Consider the following 20071-nt stretch of genomic DNA (forward strand, 5'->3'; position numbering starts at 1 on the left):
AATATGCAACGCATTCTAGGCGTATAGCTCAGTTGGTTAGAGCGCTACGTTGACATCGTAGAGGTCTCCAGTTCGAGTCTGGATATGCCTACCAAGATTCAGAAAACCTCCTAAAGTAATTTAGGAGGTTTTTTATTTTTAATATCTTTGAAAAATGGTTCATATTCATTGAGGAATAATTTTTAAATTTAGTGATTTTATTAAAATTAAGAAAATTTTTAAATATAATTTATTGATTTAATTAAGATAAATAAAAAGAAAATAATTTAAAATTTTATATATTTGACTGGTTCTCACGTTGACAATTGTAAATAGAAAAATTAAAAAGAGTTTTAGGTGGTTATGTAGTTGATTTAATTTAAATATTTTTGTAAATTCAATTTTATGTTTCTAATACTTGAAAAATATATTTATATATTTTAAAGATCTAATTTTTAATAAATTTAAGTGTATTAATTTACTAAATAATGGTTTTGTTAATATTAATTATTAAAATAGCTGTATTGCTGAGAATAACGTTAATATAAAACCATAATTTAATAAGTGATTTCCAGAGAAATATGCCAAATAGCAAAAGCGAGTCCGAAAAAGTGACCAAGAATCAGAAAATCCAACGTCCTTTATATGTGCCGTATGCAGGATATAGTCTGCTTGAGTTACCCTTGCTAAATAAAGGTTCTGCATTTACTGAAGAAGAACGTACCAGTTTTAACCTGCATGGCCTGCTTCCACATGCAATCGAGTCGATTGAAGAACAGAGTCAGCGTTCTTATCAGCAATATTGTTCATTTAATGATGCAATTAATAAGCATATTTATCTGCGTAACATTCAGGACACCAATGAAACGCTGTATTATCACTTAATTGAAAATCACTTAAGTGAAATGATGCCAATCATCTACACGCCGACCGTAGGTGAGGCATGCCAGCGTTTCTCGGATATTTATCGTCGCCATCGTGGCATTTTTATTGCTTATCCAGACCGTGACCGCATTGATCAGATTCTGCGGAATGTGAATCGTCGTAATGTTAAAGTGATTGTAATTACAGACGGTGAGCGAATTCTTGGTTTGGGCGACCAAGGAATTGGTGGTATGGGCATTCCAATTGGAAAACTGGCGCTATATACCGCTTGTGGTGGTATCAGTCCAGCTTATACCTTGCCAATTACCCTGGATGTGGGAACCAACAACCAACAATTACTGAATGACCCGATTTATATGGGCTGGCGTAAACCCCGGATTGGCGGTGATGAATATTTCGATTTTGTCGATCAGGTGATTCAGGCAATTCAAGAAAGATGGCCAGATGCCTTAATCCAGTTTGAAGATTTTGCCCAGCACCATGCCATGCCATTATTGGAAAAATATCGGGATAAGGTGTGCTGTTTTAATGATGATATTCAAGGCACAGCAGCTGTTTCCGTGGGTACTTTACTCGCAGCATCTTATGCGTCCAAGAAAAAATTAAAAGACCAGACTGTGGCTTTCCTCGGTGCTGGTTCAGCAGGTTGTGGTATTGCTGAACAGATTATTGCCCAGATGGTTGCTGAAGGGCTGACTGATGCACAAGCACGTAAACGTGTCTTCATGGTGGACCGTTTTGGCCTGATTACTGATAATCAACCAAATCTGCTCGATTTCCAGAGAAAGCTGGCTCAGGATCCGAAAAGTATTGCCAAATGGGCTGATGCGGAAAATACAATTTCATTACTAGATGTCGTGAAACATGCCAAACCTACGGTATTGATTGGTGTTTCAGGACAGCCAGGTCTGTTCAATAAGGATGTGATTACGGCAATGGCTGAAAATTGTGAACATCCAATCGTTCTGCCGTTATCAAACCCGACATCACGGGTAGAAGCCGTTCCTGCCGATATCATTCAATGGACAGATGGTAAGGCTTTGATTGCCACCGGTAGTCCATTCGCACCTGTGAATTATCAGGGGCAGATTTATAATATTTCGCAATGTAATAACTCGTATATTTTCCCTGGGATTGGTTTGGGCGTGATTGCTTCCGGGGCCAAACGTGTGACTAATAACATGTTGATGGCTTCGAGTAATGCCTTGGCTGAATGTTCGCCAAAGCTGAAAGATCCAAAAGCAGATCTATTACCTGAACTGGATCAAATTCAGCAGATTTCCAAAGTAATCGCGTTAAAGGTTGCGCAAGCCGCAGTTGAAGATGGTGTTGCCCCACCGATAGATGTCGAAACCTTGAAAGATAAAATTGAAGCGAATTTCTGGAAACCGGAATATCGCCGATATGAAAGGGTGAGTTTTTAATAGCTCATCAATTTAGAGCTGTAGATTGTAATTTTTATTTTGTGAAATAAAGGCTTATAGGCAGAAATACTTATAAGTCTTTTTTAATACAAAAAAACTGAATTTTACTAGCTGGGTAAGCGTCCGCTGAACACACCTTATGAATTCATCCTATAAGCCTTAATTTAGTCCCCACTTAAAAACAAGTGGGGACTAAAATTTATGACTACAAATCACCAGACATCCATCGCATCTCTTGCGAAAAAACGAAGAACATACAGTGCTGAATTTAAACAGCAGATCGTTCAGGCTTGTAAAGCACCGGACGTTTCAATTGCTTCGGTCGCTTTGCAACATGGATTGAATACAAATCTTGTATCCAAATGGATTCGCTTAATTGATGGTAAGCCAGGGAATGATCGCTCACCACTACCGAATAAACCTGCATTTATTGCCTTATCTTGCTCTGCACCATTAGATCCTACTCCTACTGACATGTTAATGGTTCAAATTACTTTACCCCACTCAAAAGCAGAAATTGGCTTGAAATGGCAAGTATCAGAAATACCTGCCTTGGCAGAATTACTCAAGGCACTTGCAACATGATCCGCATTGATGAAATCTGGTTGTCTACTCAGCCCATGGACATGCGTGCAGGTATGGATACGACCATGGCTCAGGTGGTGAGAGCCTTTGGCTACATCAAACCGCATTGTGCTTACCTGTTCTGTAATAAACGTGGCCATCGCATGAAAGTACTGGTACATGATGGACTGGGCATCTGGCTGTGTGCCCGGCGGCTGGAACAGGGCAAATTTCACTGGGCTCAAGTTCACCAAGGTGAAACCGTGGCCCTCAGCCCGGAACAGTTACAGGCACTGATCCAAGGTTTGCCCTGGCAGCGCATTGGACGACAGCAGGTGGTGACGATGCTCTAAACTAGGTTGGTCCATTCTGCTATTCTCCAAACGTTCTATTTCATTCTTCTCATGACCTCAGGCATACTGCGGTCATGAATACGCTGCCTGACTTAAGCCAACTGACCCATGAACAACTGCTGGAATTCACCCGGCAGTTGGCAATGCAGCATCAGTCTCTGGCACAATCAAATCAAGAATTAGAAAAATCAAACCAACAATTAGATACCAAAGTTCAGCATCTTGAAGTCACCAATCAGCAATTAGATGCTCAAGTTCAACATCTTTCCATTCTCACGCAAAAATACGAGCATGAGCTCGCACTATTTAAACAGCACAAATTCGGCAGTAAAAACGAACATCTCACCGCAAAACAAATCCATCTCTGGGATGAAGCGGTCGAAGAAGATATTGCAGCCGTTGATCTAGAATTAGAACGATTAAATGCAGATAAAACCGATGCAGCGACAGAGAAAGCCACAGTCAACAAACCTAAACGTCGACTGCTGCCCGATCATCTACACACCATTCGTATTGAGCATGAACCAGCATCAACCCAATGCAGTTGTGGCTGCCAGTTACGTCGTATCGGCGAAGATATCAGTGAAAAACTGCATTTCAGACCGGCACAGTTCTATAAGGAACAGCATGTCCGTGGCAAATGGGTCTGTGATCAGTGTGACACCCTGACTCAGCAAGCGATGCCTGCCTATGTGATTGATAAAGGCATTGCTTCACCTGAACTGCTCAGCCATGTGCTGGTATCGAAGTATGCCGATCATTTACCGCTGTACCGTCAACGTCTGATCTATCAGCGGGCGGGAATCGAGCTTTCTAGATCAACGTTATCTGACTGGATAGGTCGCTGCGGTGTAGAACTGGAACCTCTGGCCAATGCCTTAAAAGAGGTGGTACTACAACAGCAGGTGCTGCATGCAGATGAAACACCGGTCACCATCATGCGGATGGGTGAGAATGATAAAAAACCGAAGAAAGGTTATGTCTGGGCCTATGCCACTACACAGTACAATCCAGTTCAGGCAGTGATCTATGACTTTCAGGATAGTCGTTCAGGCCAGCATGCTGCAGAGTTCTTGAAAGGCTGGCAGGGCTATCTAGTCTGTGATGATTACAGTGGTTATAAAGCACGCTTTAAATCAGGCCAGGTCATAGAGGTGGGCTGCATGGCCCATGCACGTCGTAAATTCCATGAACTGCATGTAACTGGGAAAAGTCAGGTCGCTGAACAGGCATTAGTGCTGATTCAGAAACTGTATGCGATAGAAGCAGAGCTCAGGAAAAAGACCGATGGTACAGCGGAAGACCGCCGCGAATACCGACAACAGCATAGTCAACCAGTGATGCAACAACTATATGAATGGCTCAACCAACATCATCTGACGGTGCCATCGAGTTCTCCCACCGCCAAGGCGATCAATTACACTCTGAAGCGTTGGCCAGCCTTAAGCCGCTATTTGGATAATGGCAATCTACCTATTTGCAATAATTGGGTAGAGAATCAAATGCGACCTTGGGCCTTAGGGCGCAAGAACTGGCTGTTTGCTGGCTCGCTGCGCAGTGGACAGCGAGCGGCAAATATCATGACTTTAATCCAGTCAGCAAAGCTGAATGGCTTGGATCCGTATGCCTATTTAAGTGATGTGCTGAAAAGGCTGCCGACGCATAAAGCGACCCAAATAGAAGAATTACTACCACATCGCTGGAAATCCAACTCAAATTAAAAAAATAGGCATGGGGTTCAGCGGACGCTTACTTTCTTCATTTTCATCTGGTCGTGCCATTAGTGTTCACCTGTTTAAAACCTTATTCTCTTTTGATTGTATAAAGTCCCGATCATTATTCTGTTGTGTTTATAGTTTCAGTGATTTTAGAAATTGTTGCCGATGTAATAGGGGATAAAACAGCAGGCGAATTTTACTTTTTTAGCATTTGAAGTATCGGTTCACAAATTACTTTTCTTTAAATGGGTTAATGTATTAATCTACAACTAATTTCAGCTGAGCTCTTACCCAGAGTGCAATGAAATATCACATAAAAACCGGTTTAGATGTCATGACTGGCAAATAAATTGCATAAACAAAATACCGATTGGTTCTGCGTCAAAAGCACAGACCGTAATGAAACCCTCGGCTTCGTCACAAGCGGAAAAGAGTTTTAAAGGTTAGAACAACATGGCAATTCATCTTAACTCTCGCGTAATTTCTGCGCTGCGGCAACCCGCATCAACAGATCTCAAACAACACAGTTTGTTTGAAGATATTCAAGCACTTTTTTCAGGTACTTTATTTGTCAGCATTTGCATGAGCATGTTTGCCCAGGCAGGTTTATTGACTGGCAGTACGGCTGGTCTGGCTTTTGTGCTGCACTATGCTACAGGCTGGTCATTCAGTTTGATTTACTTTTTCATCAATGCGCCGTTTTACTGGTTCGCCTGGAAATATATTGGCCGTGCATTTACTTTAAAGACTTTTATATCAGTGGCTTTATTGTCCTTGATTACCTATGTAGCGCCCAAATATTTGCATATTGATTATCTACATCCAGCCTTCGCTGCAATCGCTGGTGGCTTTCTAATGGGAGCTGGGGTGCTGTTTCTGGCCCGGCATAAATCCAGTCTCGGGGGCGCAACGATTATTTCGCTCTATGCACAGGAAAAGTGGGGAATCAAAGCGGGCAATATCCAGATGATCATTGATTCGATTGTGGTATTGCTGGCTTTGTGGATTGTGCCATTGGACAAAGTGCTTTGGTCCATTTTTGCCGCGGTAATTATGGGCAGTTTTCTGGCCATTAACCATCGGCCGGGACGTTATCGGGCAGGTTAACAATAGAGAAATAGCTTTAATACCATCTGAGCGATTCAAACTGCAAAATAAAGGCAATGGGCGGATATCCATTGCCTTTTTTCGTATCAGAAAGACCTCATTCGGTGGCGAGTACAGGTTGTCTATAAAGTTGACTTGTGCTGGATGTAGCCCAGAAATCAGCTTTTCCATAACAAATTTCTACAATCATTTATGCAGTCCAAAGTGCAACAAATTGAGTCAAAAAGGGGGATTCTTGGTTCGAATTTTTGGGTTCGGAAATTACATTTTTAAAGCTGAATTTTGTCGAATCAATAAGCGAAAATCACATGACTTTACGAAAATTAAAAACAGTAAAATCAGCTATTTTGCTAGCATATTTCTGGGTTGTTTGAAATTGACCAATTTGTTTTAGGTGTCTTGTCACTAAGTCCAACTGTTCAAAACAGATTTCATTACTTTGGGCTTATTTTTAATAGTTAAAAACTTTCATTTCTTGAATAGAAGTATCGAAAAGATGATTTAAATAATTTTCTGTATTTTTTATCGGCTGGTCAAAACCAAAAAATCAGCTGATTCGAGGTTAATAAAGTTATAGAAACACAAGTAATCATTTGGCTTTGGATAAGCTTAAAAAACACATATCAATAAATTAGATAATTAATCAAAAGAAACGATTAATTATTTGATAATAGATTTTTTCTATATGAATTTACTCGGAATTGTATGCATTATAACCAACAGGAAATTGCAACAAATTGTATGTTTTTTCAGCAAAATCACAACTTGAAATGATATTTCATTGACTGTAAAGCGCAGAGATAAGATACTTTCAAGGTTTAATTCAAACGTATCGGTTCATAGGGTCTGAGCCAAAAGCTTGATCCTCAAAACTCTATCAAACGCAAGGGGCTATATATGGCTGGTGGAAAGTCAAAAATCATTTATACACTGACCGATGAGGCGCCGCTACTGGCGACCTATTCACTACTGCCGATCATTGAGAACTTTACCAAGCCTGCTGGCGTTGAGATTGTCAAAACTGACATCTCTGTTGCAGCACGCGTGCTCGCAGAATTTTCAGATTACCTGACTGAAGAACAGAAAGTAACTGATAACCTTGCTGAGCTAGGCCGTCTTACCCAAGATCCAAGTACAAACATCATTAAACTTCCAAATATCAGTGCCTCTGTTGCTCAGTTAACTGCGTGTATTAAAGAGCTTCAATCTAAAGGCTATGCAATTCCTGATTATCCAGAAAACCCGACTACTGAAGAAGAAAAAGCACTGAAAGCTCGCTTCAGCAAATGTTTAGGTTCAGCTGTAAACCCTGTATTGCGTGAAGGTAACTCTGACCGTCGTGCTCCTGCTGCGGTTAAAAACTATGCGAAAAAACATCCACACTCTATGGGTGAATGGAAAGCATGGTCACAAACTCACGTTTCTCACATGCACGAAGGTGACTTCTACCACGGCGAAAAGTCAATGACACTTGACCGTGCGCGTAATGTGAAAATGGAACTGATCACTAAGTCTGGTGAAACTATTGTTCTTAAGCCAAAAGTTGCGCTGCAAGACGGTGAAATCATCGACTCAATGTTCATGAGCAAAAAAGCGCTTTGCGAATTCTACGAAAAAGAATTAGCGGATTGTAAAGAAGCAGGCATCCTGTTCTCTCTACACGTTAAAGCGACTATGATGAAAGTGTCACACCCGATCGTATTCGGTCACTGTGTGCGTATTTACTACAAAGAAGCGTTCGAAAAACACGGCAAACTGTTTGACGAATTAGGCATTAACGTAAACAACGGTATGGCTGGTCTTTACGAGAAGATCGAAACTCTGCCGACTTCTTTACGTGAAGAAATCATTGAAGACCTGCACGCTTGTCAAGAACATCGTCCAGCGCTGGCAATGGTTGATTCTGCAAAAGGCATCACTAACTTCCATTCACCTAACGACGTGATTGTAGATGCTTCTATGCCTGCAATGATCCGTGCTGGTGGTAAAATGTGGGGTGCTGATGGCAAGCCTTACGACTGTAAAGCAGTAATGCCTGAATCTACATTCGCACGTATTTACCAGGAAATGATCAACTTCTGTAAATGGAATGGTAACTTTGACCCACGTACTATGGGTACTGTTCCTAACGTTGGTCTGATGGCTCAAAAAGCTGAAGAATACGGTTCACACGACAAGACTTTCGAAATTCCTGAAGCAGGTGTTGCGAACATCACTGACATCGAAACTGGTGAAGTGTTGATGTCTCAAAACGTGGAAGAAGGCGATATCTGGCGTATGTGTCAGGTGAAAGACGCACCGATCCGCGACTGGGTGAAACTGGCTGTAACTCGTGCTCGTAACTCTGGCATGCCAGCAATCTTCTGGTTGGACCCATACCGTCCACACGAAAACGAACTGATCAAGAAAGTTCAAACATACCTGAAAGATCACGATACAGAAGGTCTAGACATCCAAATCATGTCTCAAGTACGTGCAATGCGTTACACACTTGAACGTGTTGCTCGCGGTCTGGATACTATTTCTGTAACTGGTAACATCCTGCGTGACTACCTGACTGACTTGTTCCCAATCATGGAACTGGGTACTTCAGCGAAAATGCTTTCTATCGTGCCTCTAATGGCAGGTGGCGGTATGTACGAAACTGGTGCTGGTGGTTCTGCGCCTAAACACGTACAACAATTAGTTGAAGAAAACCACTTACGTTGGGACTCTCTGGGTGAATTCCTTGCACTGGCTGTTTCTCTGGAAGAGCTGGGTATCAAAGAAAACAACGCACGTGCGAAACTGCTGGCTAAGACACTTGACCACGCAACTGGTCTGTTATTAGACAACGAAAAATCTCCATCACGTCGTACTGGTGAACTGGACAACCGTGGCAGCCACTTCTACCTGGCTAAATTCTGGGCTGAGGCACTTGCTGCTCAAGACGAAGATACTGAACTAAAAGCTAAATTCGCACCGATCGCGAAATCACTGGCTGAAAATGAAGCAAAAATCGTTGAAGAGCTGAACACTGTTCAAGGTAAATCTGTAGACATCGGTGGTTACTACGCAATTGATCCTGCGAAAGTAAATGCAGTAATGCGTCCAAGTGCTACGCTGAATCAAATCATTGAATCACTGAGCGCTTAATCAAGTCGTACTAACCTTGAGATTAGTAAAGTGAAAAAAACCGGTGCTTAGGCACCGGTTTTTGTTTTTAAAATAAAAAATTATCGTTTTCTTAGTGCGACAATTTATGTCTTTCATCAGCCGTTTATAAATGGATTTATTACTTCAATTTCTTATACTTAAAAGGAAAGATAGTGAAGAAAGAGAAGGTAATGTAAATTATAAAAACAGTCAATCATCAAGAAATTCAGCAACAAATCACTCGAGACCAAAACTACGAACAGATCATTCAGCAATTTCAACCTGAAGTGATCATGGCGGAACATGAAGATGAAAATCATCAGGTACTTCTGTTTGCGACTCAGCATTGGGCAGGCTATGCACTGTATTATCCAAAGTTCAATCAACTGGATCAGACATTATTGCAAGCGCAATTCCCGAAAGTTTTCTTACTTAAAATTAATAATCCGAATATTGCCCAGTTTGAACAATATGGACAGGTCGTGTTTGATTCTGAGGAATACCAGCAACAAGTAAAATCACTTTTATATTTTGGGGCTTTCAAATTTTCACAAAATAGGGTACATAATATTGAAAAGCATTGAATTTCATCAGGTACGACAAATCCTCAATCAGGCTTGGGATCCGATTGGTGTAGGCGATGTGGCAGCCTGTCAGGATGAATATGACAGTTATGCATATGATGTTTGCCGGATGTTAAATGGCAATTATTCAGCAAAGGAAATACAGGATTATCTGTATGAAATCGAGTCGGAATTTATGGGACTTGAACCATCGATTCAGCGTATTGACAATACCGTAACAGCGCTGAAAAAATTAAAACAATAGATAAAAGCCAGAGCTTCATAACTATTACTTAATGTCGCAGGAGGTGTCTGAATGTCATATCAGTTCATCCAGCCGATTCAGGGAGATCGGTTCGACATTGTTGGCGATATTCATGGCGAAATTGATGCCTTAAACAGCCTGCTGCATGTCATGGGTTATAACCTCGAAGGTGAACATCCTGAGCAGCGTAAACTGATTTTTGTTGGCGATCTCTGTGACCGTGGTCAGAACAGTGTCGCAGTGATGCGTCAGGTCAAGCTGTTAATGGAACGGGGCAAAGCTTACTGTATCCTGGGTAATCATGAACTGAATCTGCTGAACGAATCCTGTCGTGAAGGCAATGGCTGGTATTTCGGCTCCCCGCATATGGATGACCAGAAGTCTTTTAACTCTGTACCCGCTACCCCTGAAGATCAGAAATGGATTCTACAATTCCTGCATACTTTACCTATCGCACTGGAATCCGAGGAGCTGCGTGTGGTACATGCTTGCTGGGATGAGACTTCGATTTTGCGTTTAAAGATGCTGGATCACCTGCATTTACGTGAAGCCTATGATCATTTTGTCCAGCAGACTCAGCAACAGATTGATGATGTAGGCATTGCCGAACCTGCCTTACAGGAAGCAGAGCAATACCGTAACGAGCTTACCGATCCCAATAGTGAAATTCCCTGGCTCAAACATCTGGCTCAAAAAGAATGGATTGAGCAGATGTATAACCCGATTAAGGTTGTCACCTCAGGTGCCGAATTTATGACGGACAAGCCCATCTATGCGGGTGGCAAATGGCGCATGAAAGACCGGCTGCCGTGGTGGGAACATTATCATGATGATATCCCGGTGATTATTGGCCATTACTGGCGTAAGTTTAATACGGCCGAAGTCAAAGCCGGACTGTTTCAGAAGATTGAGCCACTGCAGTGGTTTGGTCATAAGCAGAATGTCTTCTGTGTAGATTATTCAGTGGGGAAACGCTATCTGGATCGACAGCATCAACGAGAATTTTCTAGCAAATTAGGGGCACTTAGATGGCCTGAAAAGCAGGTAATTTTTGAGGATGGTTCAACTTATTCGACTTCGTACTCTGCTTAAATTTTATTGCCGCACTATTAAATGATAGGCAAAGAAAAAGCGGCCACCAGGACCGCCTTTATCATTAAATTAGCTGTATTATTCAGCTTCAATAATTTCAAAATCGTGCGTAATTTCTACACCACCATCAGACAGCATTTTGCTGGCAGAGCAGTATTTCTCTGCAGACAGTTCAACGGCTTTGGCAACCTGTTTCTCTTTAATGCCTTTACCGGTCACCACAAAATGCAGGTGAATCTTCGTAAATACCGCAGGAATGGCATCTGCGCGTTCTGCTTTGAGTTCACAACGAACGTCGGTAATCTCTTGACGTGCTTTCTTTAAAATAGTGACAATATCGAACGAAGCACAGCCACCCAGACCGGTCAAAATCAGTTCCATTGGGCGAGGACCACGGTTCTCACCGCCGTATTCTGGCGAGCCATCCATTACCACAGTATGACCACTTTGAGTTTTTGCCTCAAAAGCAACATTCTCTAGCCAATGTACACTTGTTTGCATTGCAACTACCTAAAAAAAGCTATAAATTTACGAAGTAACTGTACACTAACATAAATTGGGTTGATAAGGAATTTCATTCCCTCTGTGTGACAAGTTCACATTAGGTCTTGTGCGATCTAAAAATTATCCTTATTTGGAACTGTTAGCATGACTTCAAACTTTTCACAATTAAGCACAGATGCGCTGTCTCCGGGCCAACTGCCAGAATCGGTGAAAGCATTATTAAAACGTGCATATATTAATCGTTACCCAAAACGTACAACGATCGTTGATGCAGGAACAGAATCCAAATCTTTATATTTGATTCTGAAGGGGTCTGTATCGATCATTCTTCGTGAAGATGATGACCGTGAAATTGTCGTAGCGTATTTGAACGCGGGTGACTTCTTTGGGGAAATGGGCTTATTCGAGGCAAATCCACAGCGTACTGCAGAAGTGCGTACACGTGACGTTTGTGAAATTGCCGAAATTAGCTACGAAAACTTTCATGAACTGAGCAAGCAATATCCAGACTTAAGTTATGCGGTATTTGCCCAGCTGGTTCGCCGTCTGAAAAACACTACCCGTAAAGTGACCGATCTTGCGTTTATCGACGTATCTGGTCGTATTGCGCGTTGTCTGATTGATTTGTCTGCTCAGCCTGAAGCGATGATTCTGCCAAATGGTCGTCAGATCCGGATTACCCGTCAGGAAATCGGTCGTATCGTGGGCTGTTCCCGTGAAATGGTGGGTCGTGTTCTGAAAACTTTAGAAGAACAGGGCATGATCGAGACCGACGGTAAAGCTATTCTGATTTTTGATGCTTCACTGGAACAGAATGAAGCACCTGCTGAGGAAGAGTTTGAAGAAGAATAATTCTTTGACTCAAGAAAAAAGCAAACCTTCGGGTTTGCTTTTTTGATACCTGCTGAAAATTCATCATCACAAATAAGAACAAACTTCTCAGAAAAGATGATTTCAGCCTGAGACTTTCCTTCTATACTCTAAGCACACTTTATTTCTATACACATCATTTATATCAGCTGACTTAGAACAGACAGGGATTCTTCATGCAATTTAAACCACTTGCAGATACCGGCATTTTACTTCCAGAAATTTGTCTGGGCACCATGACCTTTGGTGAGCAAAATACTCAAGATGAAGCTTTTGAACAGCTGGACTATGCACTGGATCAGGGACTGTATTTCTGGGATACCGCAGAGATGTATCCCGTACCGCCAAAACCGGAAACCCAAGGTGCGACAGAACGAATTATTGGTAACTGGATTGCTTCACGTGGTGGGCGTGACAAGTTGTTTTTAGCATCTAAAATTGCTGGTCCATCGCAAGGTGGTAGCCATATCCGTGACGGTCAAACTCGCTTTGTAGCTTCGGAAATTTCTACTGCGATTGATAACTCGCTGTCACGCCTGCAAACCGATTATATTGACCTGTACCAACTACACTGGCCACAACGTCCAACTAACTTCTTCGGTAAGCTCGGTTATGGCAATACGGAAGCGGCAGAAGATCGTGCTGTGACAGATCTGGAAGAAACCCTGACTGCCTTACATGATGAAATTAAAAAAGGTCGTATTCGTTATATCGGCCTGTCCAATGAAACGCCATGGGGTACGATGAAATTCCTGCATCTGGCAGAGAAGCTTGGTTTGTCCAAATTTGTCAGCGTACAAAACCCATATAGCCTGTTGAACCGCACTTATGAAATTGGCATGTCGGAAATTGCCAAATATGAAGGGGTGGGTCTATTGGCGTATTCTCCGCTAGCCTTTGGTTATCTGACTGGTAAATTCCGCCATGGCGCGCGTCCTGCCAATGCACGTGTTACCTTATTCTCTCGCTTTAGCCGTTATAGCAATCCGGAAAGTGAATGGGCAGTGGAGCAATATGCTCAGCTGGCGGAAAAGCATGGCCTGACACTCACCCAACTGGCACTCGCTTTCATCAAGCAACAGTTCTTTGTGACCAGTACCATTATTGGTGCAACTAATCTGGACCAGCTGAAAGAAAATATCCAGGCCTTTGACGTAGATCTGTCTGAAGAAGTCTTGCAAGGCATTGAAGCAATTCACCGTCAGCAGCCAAATCCGGCACCATAATTCTTTTATTGCCATTTTCAAACACCCTCCAAGTGAGGGTGTTTTTAATTTTATGAGAAATTAAATTTGATGATGAATTACAGGGATCTAGGAGACATGAAATAGGTGAGTTATTTTATGCCCAGCAGCAAAATAGCAAGGTAAATTGAATAAGATATTAATAGTTCATCCTCCGCATAAAAATTCTACTTTTGCTCACTTGAAATATTTTCCTAGAAGACCAATATTAATATTAAAGACTAAGTGGTTATTTTATTAAGTTTTTGAAAATTATATAAAATTTTATTTGAAATTTGTGCGCCTGCTCCCATATATGAATTAAGTTGAAAATTTGTTGTGAGGAATAACAAGAATGCGCTTTGAGAAATTTACAAATCGCCTGCAGCAAACGCTTTCTGATGCGCAATCCCTGGCTATGTCCAAGGACCATGCTTCTATAGACGGTATCCATATTCTGGCAACCCTGCTGGATGAAAACGCGAATGTCAGCATGCTGCAACAGGCTGGAGCCAATCTGCGTGACTTGCAGAGCAAGCTGCAACAAGCCCTGAAAGATGCCCCGACCTTAAGTCATAACACCGGTGATATTAACCTGAGTCCTGAAGCGGCCAAAGCTTTGCATCTGGCAGACAGCTTTGCCCAGAAAGCTGGGGATGAGTTTTTGTCGACTGACTGGGTGTTACTGGCGCTGGCTGAAACAGGTACGACCAAAAATATTTTAAATAGTGTGGGCGTGAAGGCAGATGCCCTAAAACAAGTCATTAATCAAATTCGAGGCGATGAGAAAGTCATGAGCAACAGTCATGAAGACCAGCGTGATTCCCTGAATAAATATACGATTGACCTGACCGAACGCGCGTTACAGGGCAAGCTGGATCCTGTGATTGGTCGTGATGACGAAATTCGCCGTACCATTCAGGTTCTGTCACGCCGTACCAAAAATAACCCCGTACTGATCGGTGAACCAGGTGTCGGTAAAACAGCGATTGTCGAAGGTTTGGCACAACGTATTGTTAATGGCGAAGTACCAGAAGGCCTGAAAGGCAAACGTGTCTTGTCTCTGGATCTGGGTTCATTGCTGGCTGGTGCCAAATACCGTGGTGAATTTGAGGAACGACTAAAAGCTGTTCTAAAAGATCTGGCCAAACATGAAGGCGAAATTATTCTGTTCATCGATGAGCTGCATACACTGGTGGGTGCAGGTAAAGGTGATGGCGCAATGGATGCGGGTAATATGCTGAAACCAGCGCTGGCACGTGGTGAGCTGCGCTGTGTAGGTGCAACTACACTGGATGAATACCGTCAATACATCGAGAAAGATGCTGCTTTAGAGCGTCGTTTCCAGAAAGTACTGGTAGATGAGCCAAGCGTGGAAGATACCATTGCGATCCTGCGTGGCTTGAAAGACCGCTATGCCACTCACCATGGAGTACAGATTCTCGACTCTGCAATTATCGCAGCAGCGAAAATGTCGCACCGTTACATCACCGATCGTCAATTGCCGGATAAAGCCATTGACCTGATTGATGAAGCAGCATCGCGTATCAAAATGGAGCTGGATTCTAAACCGGAAGCGTTGGATAAACTGGAACGCCGTCTGATTCAGCTAAAAATGCAGCTTGAAGCTGTGAAAAAAGACGAGGACTCTGGCGCGCAAGGCGAAGTGAAACATCTGGAAGAACAGATTGCTTCAGTTGAGAAAGAGTACAGTGAACTGGAAGAAATCTGGCGTGCAGACAAGGCACTGGTTGCGGGCAACAAAGACATTCAGGTGAAACTGGATCAGGCGCGTATTGCCCTGGAAAAAGCGCAGCGTGAAGGTGATCTGGCAGAAGCGGCACGTTACCAATATGGTGTGATTCCAGAACTGCAAAAACAGCTGGAACGTATTGAAGCGGCTGAAGATAATGCAGCGCCAAAACTGCTGCGTGATAAAGTCACCGACAATGAGATTGCTGAAGTCGTCAGTGCAGCTACAGGTATTCCTGTATCGAAAATGATGCAAGGTGAACGTGAAAAACTGCTGCATATGGAAGAATTCCTGCATAGCCGTGTGGTGGGTCAGGATGAAGCTGTGGTGGCGGTATCCAATGCGGTACGTCGTTCACGTGCTGGCTTGTCTGATCCAAATCGCCCAAGTGGTTCCTTCCTGTTCCTTGGGCCTACCGGTGTGGGTAAAACCGAGTTGACCAAAGCACTGGCAAACTTCCTGTTCGATAGTGACGATGCAATGGTGCGGATCGACATGTCGGAATTCATGGAGAAACACTCTGTCAGTCGTTTGGTTGGTGCACCTCCAGGATATGTGGGCTATGAAGAAGGTGGTGTGCTGACTGAAGCGGTACGTCGCAAACCTTATAGTGTGATTCTGTTTGATGAGGTAGAAAAAGCCCATCCCGATGTATTTAACATCTTGCTACAAGTGTTGGATGATGGTCGTCTGACCGACTCTCAAGGTCGTGTGGTGGACTTCAAGAATGCTGTCATCGTGATGACTTCTAACTTGGGTTCAAGCGATGTACGTGAATTGGGTAGTGGCGCGACCAAAGATGAAGTGCGTAGCGTAGTGATGAATGCGGTATCGGAACATTTCCGTCCTGAGTTCATTAACCGTATCGACGAGATTGTGGTATTCCATTCGCTGGAAAAAGACCAAATCCGTGGCATTGCCGATATCCAGTTGAACCGTCTGCGCCAACGTCTGGCTGAACGTGACTTGCGTTTGAATGTTGAAGACAGTGCCTTCGATCAGTTGATCGATGTGGGCTTCGATCCATTGTACGGTGCTCGTCCATTAAAACGTGCGATTCAGCAACGTATTGAAAATGGTCTGGCGCAGAGCATTCTTGAAGGCAAATTCAACCCTGGTGATACAATTGTCGTCAGCGGTGAAGGGGATCATCTGGTGTTCGATAAAATGAAACTTAATTAATCTATGATTGAATAAATAAAAAACCCAGCCTAGGCTGGGTTTTTTATTGTCTGAAATTTCTAATAAAAGCCGTCTGCTTTAATTACACCTTTGGATGGGTAATTTTCCATGCACGGTGGATTTTCTGGTTACGTTTGAAGTCTGGACCAATGGTTTCATGGGTGATTTCTTGTACGTCATAGAGACCTTCAATCATTTCATCCATCTCGAAACCACGGTAGTTATTGGAGAAGTATAAGGTACCATCGGTAGTTAAGCGGTTCATGGCACGCTTAATCAGGGAGACGTGGTCACGTTGTACGTCAAAAGTCCCGTAGAATTTCTTCGAGTTGGAGAATGTTGGCGGATCGATAAAGATCAGGTCATATTGCTCATGACTTTCTTTCAGCCATTCGAAACAATCTGACGCGAAGAACTGATGCTGCTGATCGGCATGATCGACAGTCAAGCCATTCAGAACGAAGTTTTCTTTTGACCAGTTCAGGTAAGTATTGGACAAATCTACGCTGGTGGTACTTGCCGCACCGCCCAGTGCTGCATGTAAGCTCGCAGTAGAGGTATAGCTGTACAGGTTTAGAAAGTGCTTACCTTTGGCTTCACGGAAAATGCGCAGACGCATTTGACGGTGATCTAGGAACAGACCGGTATCCAGATAGTCGGTCAGGTTGACTAGAATCTTGGCTTGACCTTCCTGTACGATAAAGCGTTTAGATGCTGTACTTTGTTTGGTGTACTGGTTTTTACCTTCCTGACGGGCACGGGTCTTGATAAAGATTGCATCACGACCCAGACCAGTCACAGCACGAATGGCTTGCAATGCCAGGTTAAAACGTTTCTTGGCTTTTTCAGGATCAATTTTTTTTGGTGGTGCATATTCTTGTACATGCAAACGATCCCCATACAGGTCAATCGCGACATTAAAGTCTGGCAGATCCGCATCGTACAGACGCAAACAGAATACATTTTCCTTGACTGCCCATTTGCGCAGCGCTTGCATATTTTTGGTTAGACGATTGGCAAATTCCATTGCACCTTCGATTGGCTCGAATTGCTGTGGCTGCCAGTTGGCCAGGAAAGGCTGAGTCACTGCTGCAGGTTTGACTGTGCCAAAACGGATATAGATCGGCAGCTTACCGTTCATTAGACGCAGTAATTGCGGATCATTGAAGGCAAGGACGTCCGCCTGTTCCACCTGTGCTGCAATGACTGCCGCTTTCTGATTCGGGAAATTCTTTTGCAGCAGGTTAGACAGACCCAGGTACAAGGCGCGGTTAGAGGCTTTGTCACCCAGTCGCTCACCGTATGGTGGGTTAGTAACGAAGAACACTTTTTTGCCTTCGGCCTGGAAGTCTGGCCAATCCGACAGAGTGCGTTCTTCAATCACGATATGATCAAGTAGTGATTCAAAACCGGCAGCAATAATGTTTTGCTTGGTGGCTTTAACTGCTTCCCAATCAGCATCGAAAGCATAGAATTTTGGTAACGGATTCTCCAGAGCGGCTTTATGACGCTCAACAGCTTCGGCTTTGATACTCATCCACAAGTCATGGTCATGACCGCTCCAGCCATTAAAGCCGAAACGACGTACCATACCTGGTGCACGGTCAGTCAGGATCATTAGGGATTCAATAATAAATGTTCCTGAACCACACATTGGATCAACCACAATGTCTGGATTCCAGTCTTTTAAGCCACCTTTTTGCAGGATTGCTGCGGCAAGGTTTTCTTTGATCGGCGCTTCAGTCATAAAACGACGATAACCACGTTTATGCAACGAATCACCGGACAGGTCTAGGCAGTAAGTATGGGCTTTTTTACCCGCTAGAATGTACATGGTGATTTCAGGCGATTTAGTGTCGATACTTGGACGTTTACCGGCAGCTTCCATAAAGGAATCCACCACACCGTCTTTGGCACGCAAAGTTGCAAACTGGGTATTGACCTTGATTTCACGTTCGACATGCAGACGGATGGCAAAGGTACTTTGTGGTGCAAAAATAAGTGACCAGTCGAAGCTGATTGCACCTTCATAAAGCTCTTCAGCGACATCACGTGCATCATGGGAGAATTCAATTTCATGGGTGTGGATCGGCATCAGTACACGAGAGGCCAGACGAGACCACATGCAGATGCGGTAAGCGTTTTCTAGCGTACCTTTGAAGGTCAGACGACCCGGGAAACGTTCAATATTCTGAACACCTAAACCTTTGATTTCTTCTTCTAATAAGGTTTCCAGACCATCGGCACAGGTGACCCAATAATTGCTTAAACGTGAAGAGGTATTCATAAAATAGAGAGACCGGAAAAGAATAAATAAAAACTGCGCCAAGTTTACCGTATTTTGGCTATTAAAGCTGTGGAATTTTTTTTGACATCCTCTCCGACCTAAAGGACGGAGATTCCTCCTGCGAGACGCCCATGTCCGAGCGCAAGAATATTCAGTGCTGAGTTTATATCTCTATCGTGGAATGTACCGCACTCCACACACTGCCATTCTCTTATTCCAAGTCCTGCTCTACCTTTCAGACTACTGGAGCGTGAGCCGCAGCACGAGCAAGTTTGGGTGGTATAGGCTTCATTGACTTCTTCATACCATACCCCTGCGTTCTCGCATTTATACTTGAGCATGGTTCTTAAGGTCGTCCAACCTGCATCGAGTACAGACTTAGCTAATTTTGTCTGTGCCAATGCTTTGGCATTCACATTACCAACGAAGATGGCTGCATGTTCATTCACCAGTTTATGACTGAATTGATGCAGCATATTTTGACGTAGATTTTTGATCTTGGCATGAATCGCTTTGACACGTTTTTTATTTCTTGCTCTTTGAGCAATACCAAGTTTTTGTTCATATTGACGATAGATTTTAGGCGCTTTGAACTTTACACCATCTGAGCAAGTCGCAAGGTCTTTGAGTCCTAGATCAATGCCAATTGAGGTTTTAGCGGTGGTTTTCTCTGTTTTAATTGAATCAACCACAAGACATACATACCAACGCCCTCGGCTATCCTCGACAAACGAGCCTGTTTTAACATTGTATTTACTTAGTCCGTAACTGTCCCATAGCTTGAATTGATGCTTGCCGTATTGGACATACCCATCGGCATATTTCACCGCCACTTTTTTAAATGGAATCCAACCGAGAGAACGTCTAGCATTTTTTTTGTTACTGACACGCCATTTTAGCTTGGCTTTTTTAAATTGCTTTCTTCGAGTAACTAATTCTTCCGCAACTGCCTGTATGGTTTGGCTGTGCAAATTGCACTCTTTTGATGTACCTTTCGTGTATTTAGCAATATCGTAAGCTGAAAAGAATTGTTGTTTTCTTTGCAAGTGTTTAAAACACAAATCATTGACATAGTTCCAGACAAAATTAACTTCAGATGCCAATTGGTCTAGCACCTTGCAATGTTTGTCTTTTATGCGTAATTTAAGTGTCTTCATCACTAAAATA

General features: G+C 43.0%; 15 protein-coding genes and 1 tRNA gene. 13 read left to right on the forward strand and 3 right to left on the reverse strand.

All coding sequences use genetic code 11. From position 1 onward, the window contains the following. Positions 1-17 precede the first annotated feature (17 nt). From ABEF84_RS05720 to ABEF84_RS05765, 10 genes are all read left to right on the forward strand, one after another. Positions 18-94 (forward strand) — tRNA-Val (locus ABEF84_RS05720). Positions 95-560: 466 nt separating this feature from the next. Beyond that, positions 561-2288: an NAD-dependent malic enzyme gene (locus tag ABEF84_RS05725; RefSeq protein ID WP_347473794.1), complete on the forward strand. Its 1728-nt coding sequence runs from the start codon at positions 561-563 to the stop codon at positions 2286-2288. Between the two features lie 201 nt (positions 2289-2489). Beyond that, on the forward strand, positions 2490-2873 hold the full coding sequence (gene tnpA, locus ABEF84_RS05730) for an IS66-like element accessory protein TnpA (protein WP_347452990.1): 384 nt from the start codon (positions 2490-2492) through the stop codon (positions 2871-2873). After that, a complete protein-coding gene (tnpB, locus tag ABEF84_RS05735; RefSeq protein WP_000618091.1) occupies positions 2870-3205 on the forward strand; it encodes an IS66 family insertion sequence element accessory protein TnpB in 336 nt (111 codons plus the stop codon). The genes tnpA and tnpB overlap by 4 nt, the downstream gene beginning before the upstream one ends. 74 nt (positions 3206-3279) lie before the next feature. Then, on the forward strand, positions 3280-4926 hold the full coding sequence (gene tnpC, locus ABEF84_RS05740; protein WP_347473795.1) for an IS66 family transposase: 1647 nt from the start codon (positions 3280-3282) through the stop codon (positions 4924-4926). A gap of 450 nt (positions 4927-5376) precedes the next feature. Next, positions 5377-6030 (forward strand): YitT family protein, encoded by a 654-nt coding sequence (locus ABEF84_RS05745; RefSeq protein ID WP_347453841.1) that lies wholly within the window; start codon positions 5377-5379, stop codon positions 6028-6030. Positions 6031-6927: 897 nt separating this feature from the next. Then, positions 6928-9165: an NADP-dependent isocitrate dehydrogenase gene (locus tag ABEF84_RS05750; protein ID WP_347453842.1), complete on the forward strand. Its 2238-nt coding sequence runs from the start codon at positions 6928-6930 to the stop codon at positions 9163-9165. A 293-nt stretch (positions 9166-9458) separates the two neighbouring features. Beyond that, complete coding sequence (locus ABEF84_RS05755; protein ID WP_347453843.1) at positions 9459-9749, forward strand: hypothetical protein; 291 nt, start codon at positions 9459-9461, stop codon at positions 9747-9749. Further along, positions 9736-9993 carry a hypothetical protein gene (locus ABEF84_RS05760; protein ID WP_347453844.1) on the forward strand — a complete coding sequence of 86 codons (258 nt, stop codon included), beginning with the start codon at positions 9736-9738 and terminating at the stop codon, positions 9991-9993. The genes ABEF84_RS05755 and ABEF84_RS05760 overlap by 14 nt, the downstream gene beginning before the upstream one ends. 51 nt (positions 9994-10044) lie before the next feature. After that, complete coding sequence (locus ABEF84_RS05765; protein WP_347453845.1) at positions 10045-11085, forward strand: metallophosphoesterase; 1041 nt, start codon at positions 10045-10047, stop codon at positions 11083-11085. A gap of 78 nt (positions 11086-11163) precedes the next feature. On the opposite strand, the gene ABEF84_RS05770 is transcribed toward ABEF84_RS05765, so the two are convergent. After that, complete coding sequence (locus ABEF84_RS05770; protein WP_034588106.1) at positions 11164-11586, reverse strand: OsmC family protein; 423 nt, start codon at positions 11584-11586, stop codon at positions 11164-11166. Between the two features lie 147 nt (positions 11587-11733). Between ABEF84_RS05770 and crp the strand changes: the two genes are divergently transcribed. From crp to clpB, 3 genes are all read left to right on the forward strand, one after another. Next, positions 11734-12441 carry a cAMP-activated global transcriptional regulator CRP gene (crp, locus tag ABEF84_RS05775; RefSeq protein WP_347453846.1) on the forward strand — a complete coding sequence of 236 codons (708 nt, stop codon included), beginning with the start codon at positions 11734-11736 and terminating at the stop codon, positions 12439-12441. Positions 12442-12635: 194 nt separating this feature from the next. Then, a complete protein-coding gene (locus ABEF84_RS05780; protein ID WP_347453847.1) occupies positions 12636-13685 on the forward strand; it encodes an NADP(H)-dependent aldo-keto reductase in 1050 nt (349 codons plus the stop codon). 352 nt (positions 13686-14037) lie between these two features. Next, positions 14038-16617, forward strand: a complete 2580-nt coding sequence (gene clpB, locus ABEF84_RS05785) for an ATP-dependent chaperone ClpB (RefSeq protein WP_347453848.1) — start codon at positions 14038-14040, stop codon at positions 16615-16617. Positions 16618-16699: 82 nt separating this feature from the next. On the opposite strand, the gene rlmKL is transcribed toward clpB, so the two are convergent. Then, on the reverse strand, positions 16700-18904 hold the full coding sequence (gene rlmKL / locus ABEF84_RS05790) for a bifunctional 23S rRNA (guanine(2069)-N(7))-methyltransferase RlmK/23S rRNA (guanine(2445)-N(2))-methyltransferase RlmL (RefSeq protein WP_347453849.1): 2205 nt from the start codon (positions 18902-18904) through the stop codon (positions 16700-16702). A gap of 98 nt (positions 18905-19002) precedes the next feature. Then, positions 19003-20061: an RNA-guided endonuclease TnpB family protein gene (locus tag ABEF84_RS05795; RefSeq protein ID WP_034586922.1), complete on the reverse strand. Its 1059-nt coding sequence runs from the start codon at positions 20059-20061 to the stop codon at positions 19003-19005. Positions 20062-20071 lie beyond the last annotated feature (10 nt).

It is taken from the genome of Acinetobacter sp. ANC 7912, assembly GCF_039862785.1.
In the GTDB taxonomy this organism is placed as follows: Bacteria; Pseudomonadota; Gammaproteobacteria; order Pseudomonadales; family Moraxellaceae; genus Acinetobacter; species Acinetobacter thermotolerans.

Coding starts and splice junctions, on each gene's coding strand:
- ABEF84_RS05725 (WP_347473794.1), top strand. CDS start 561: ATGCCAAATAGCAAAAGCGAGTCCGAAAAAGTGACCAAGAATCAGAAA.
- tnpA (WP_347452990.1), top strand. CDS start 2,490: ATGACTACAAATCACCAGACATCCATCGCATCTCTTGCGAAAAAACGA.
- tnpB (WP_000618091.1), top strand. CDS start 2,870: ATGATCCGCATTGATGAAATCTGGTTGTCTACTCAGCCCATGGACATG.
- tnpC (WP_347473795.1), top strand. CDS start 3,280: ATGAATACGCTGCCTGACTTAAGCCAACTGACCCATGAACAACTGCTG.
- ABEF84_RS05745 (WP_347453841.1), top strand. CDS start 5,377: ATGGCAATTCATCTTAACTCTCGCGTAATTTCTGCGCTGCGGCAACCC.
- ABEF84_RS05750 (WP_347453842.1), top strand. CDS start 6,928: ATGGCTGGTGGAAAGTCAAAAATCATTTATACACTGACCGATGAGGCG.
- ABEF84_RS05755 (WP_347453843.1), top strand. CDS start 9,459: ATGGCGGAACATGAAGATGAAAATCATCAGGTACTTCTGTTTGCGACT.
- ABEF84_RS05765 (WP_347453845.1), top strand. CDS start 10,045: ATGTCATATCAGTTCATCCAGCCGATTCAGGGAGATCGGTTCGACATT.
- ABEF84_RS05770 (WP_034588106.1), bottom strand. CDS start 11,586: ATGCAAACAAGTGTACATTGGCTAGAGAATGTTGCTTTTGAGGCAAAA.
- crp (WP_347453846.1), top strand. CDS start 11,734: ATGACTTCAAACTTTTCACAATTAAGCACAGATGCGCTGTCTCCGGGC.
- ABEF84_RS05780 (WP_347453847.1), top strand. CDS start 12,636: ATGCAATTTAAACCACTTGCAGATACCGGCATTTTACTTCCAGAAATT.
- clpB (WP_347453848.1), top strand. CDS start 14,038: ATGCGCTTTGAGAAATTTACAAATCGCCTGCAGCAAACGCTTTCTGAT.
- rlmKL (WP_347453849.1), bottom strand. CDS start 18,904: ATGAATACCTCTTCACGTTTAAGCAATTATTGGGTCACCTGTGCCGAT.
- ABEF84_RS05795 (WP_034586922.1), bottom strand. CDS start 20,061: ATGAAGACACTTAAATTACGCATAAAAGACAAACATTGCAAGGTGCTA.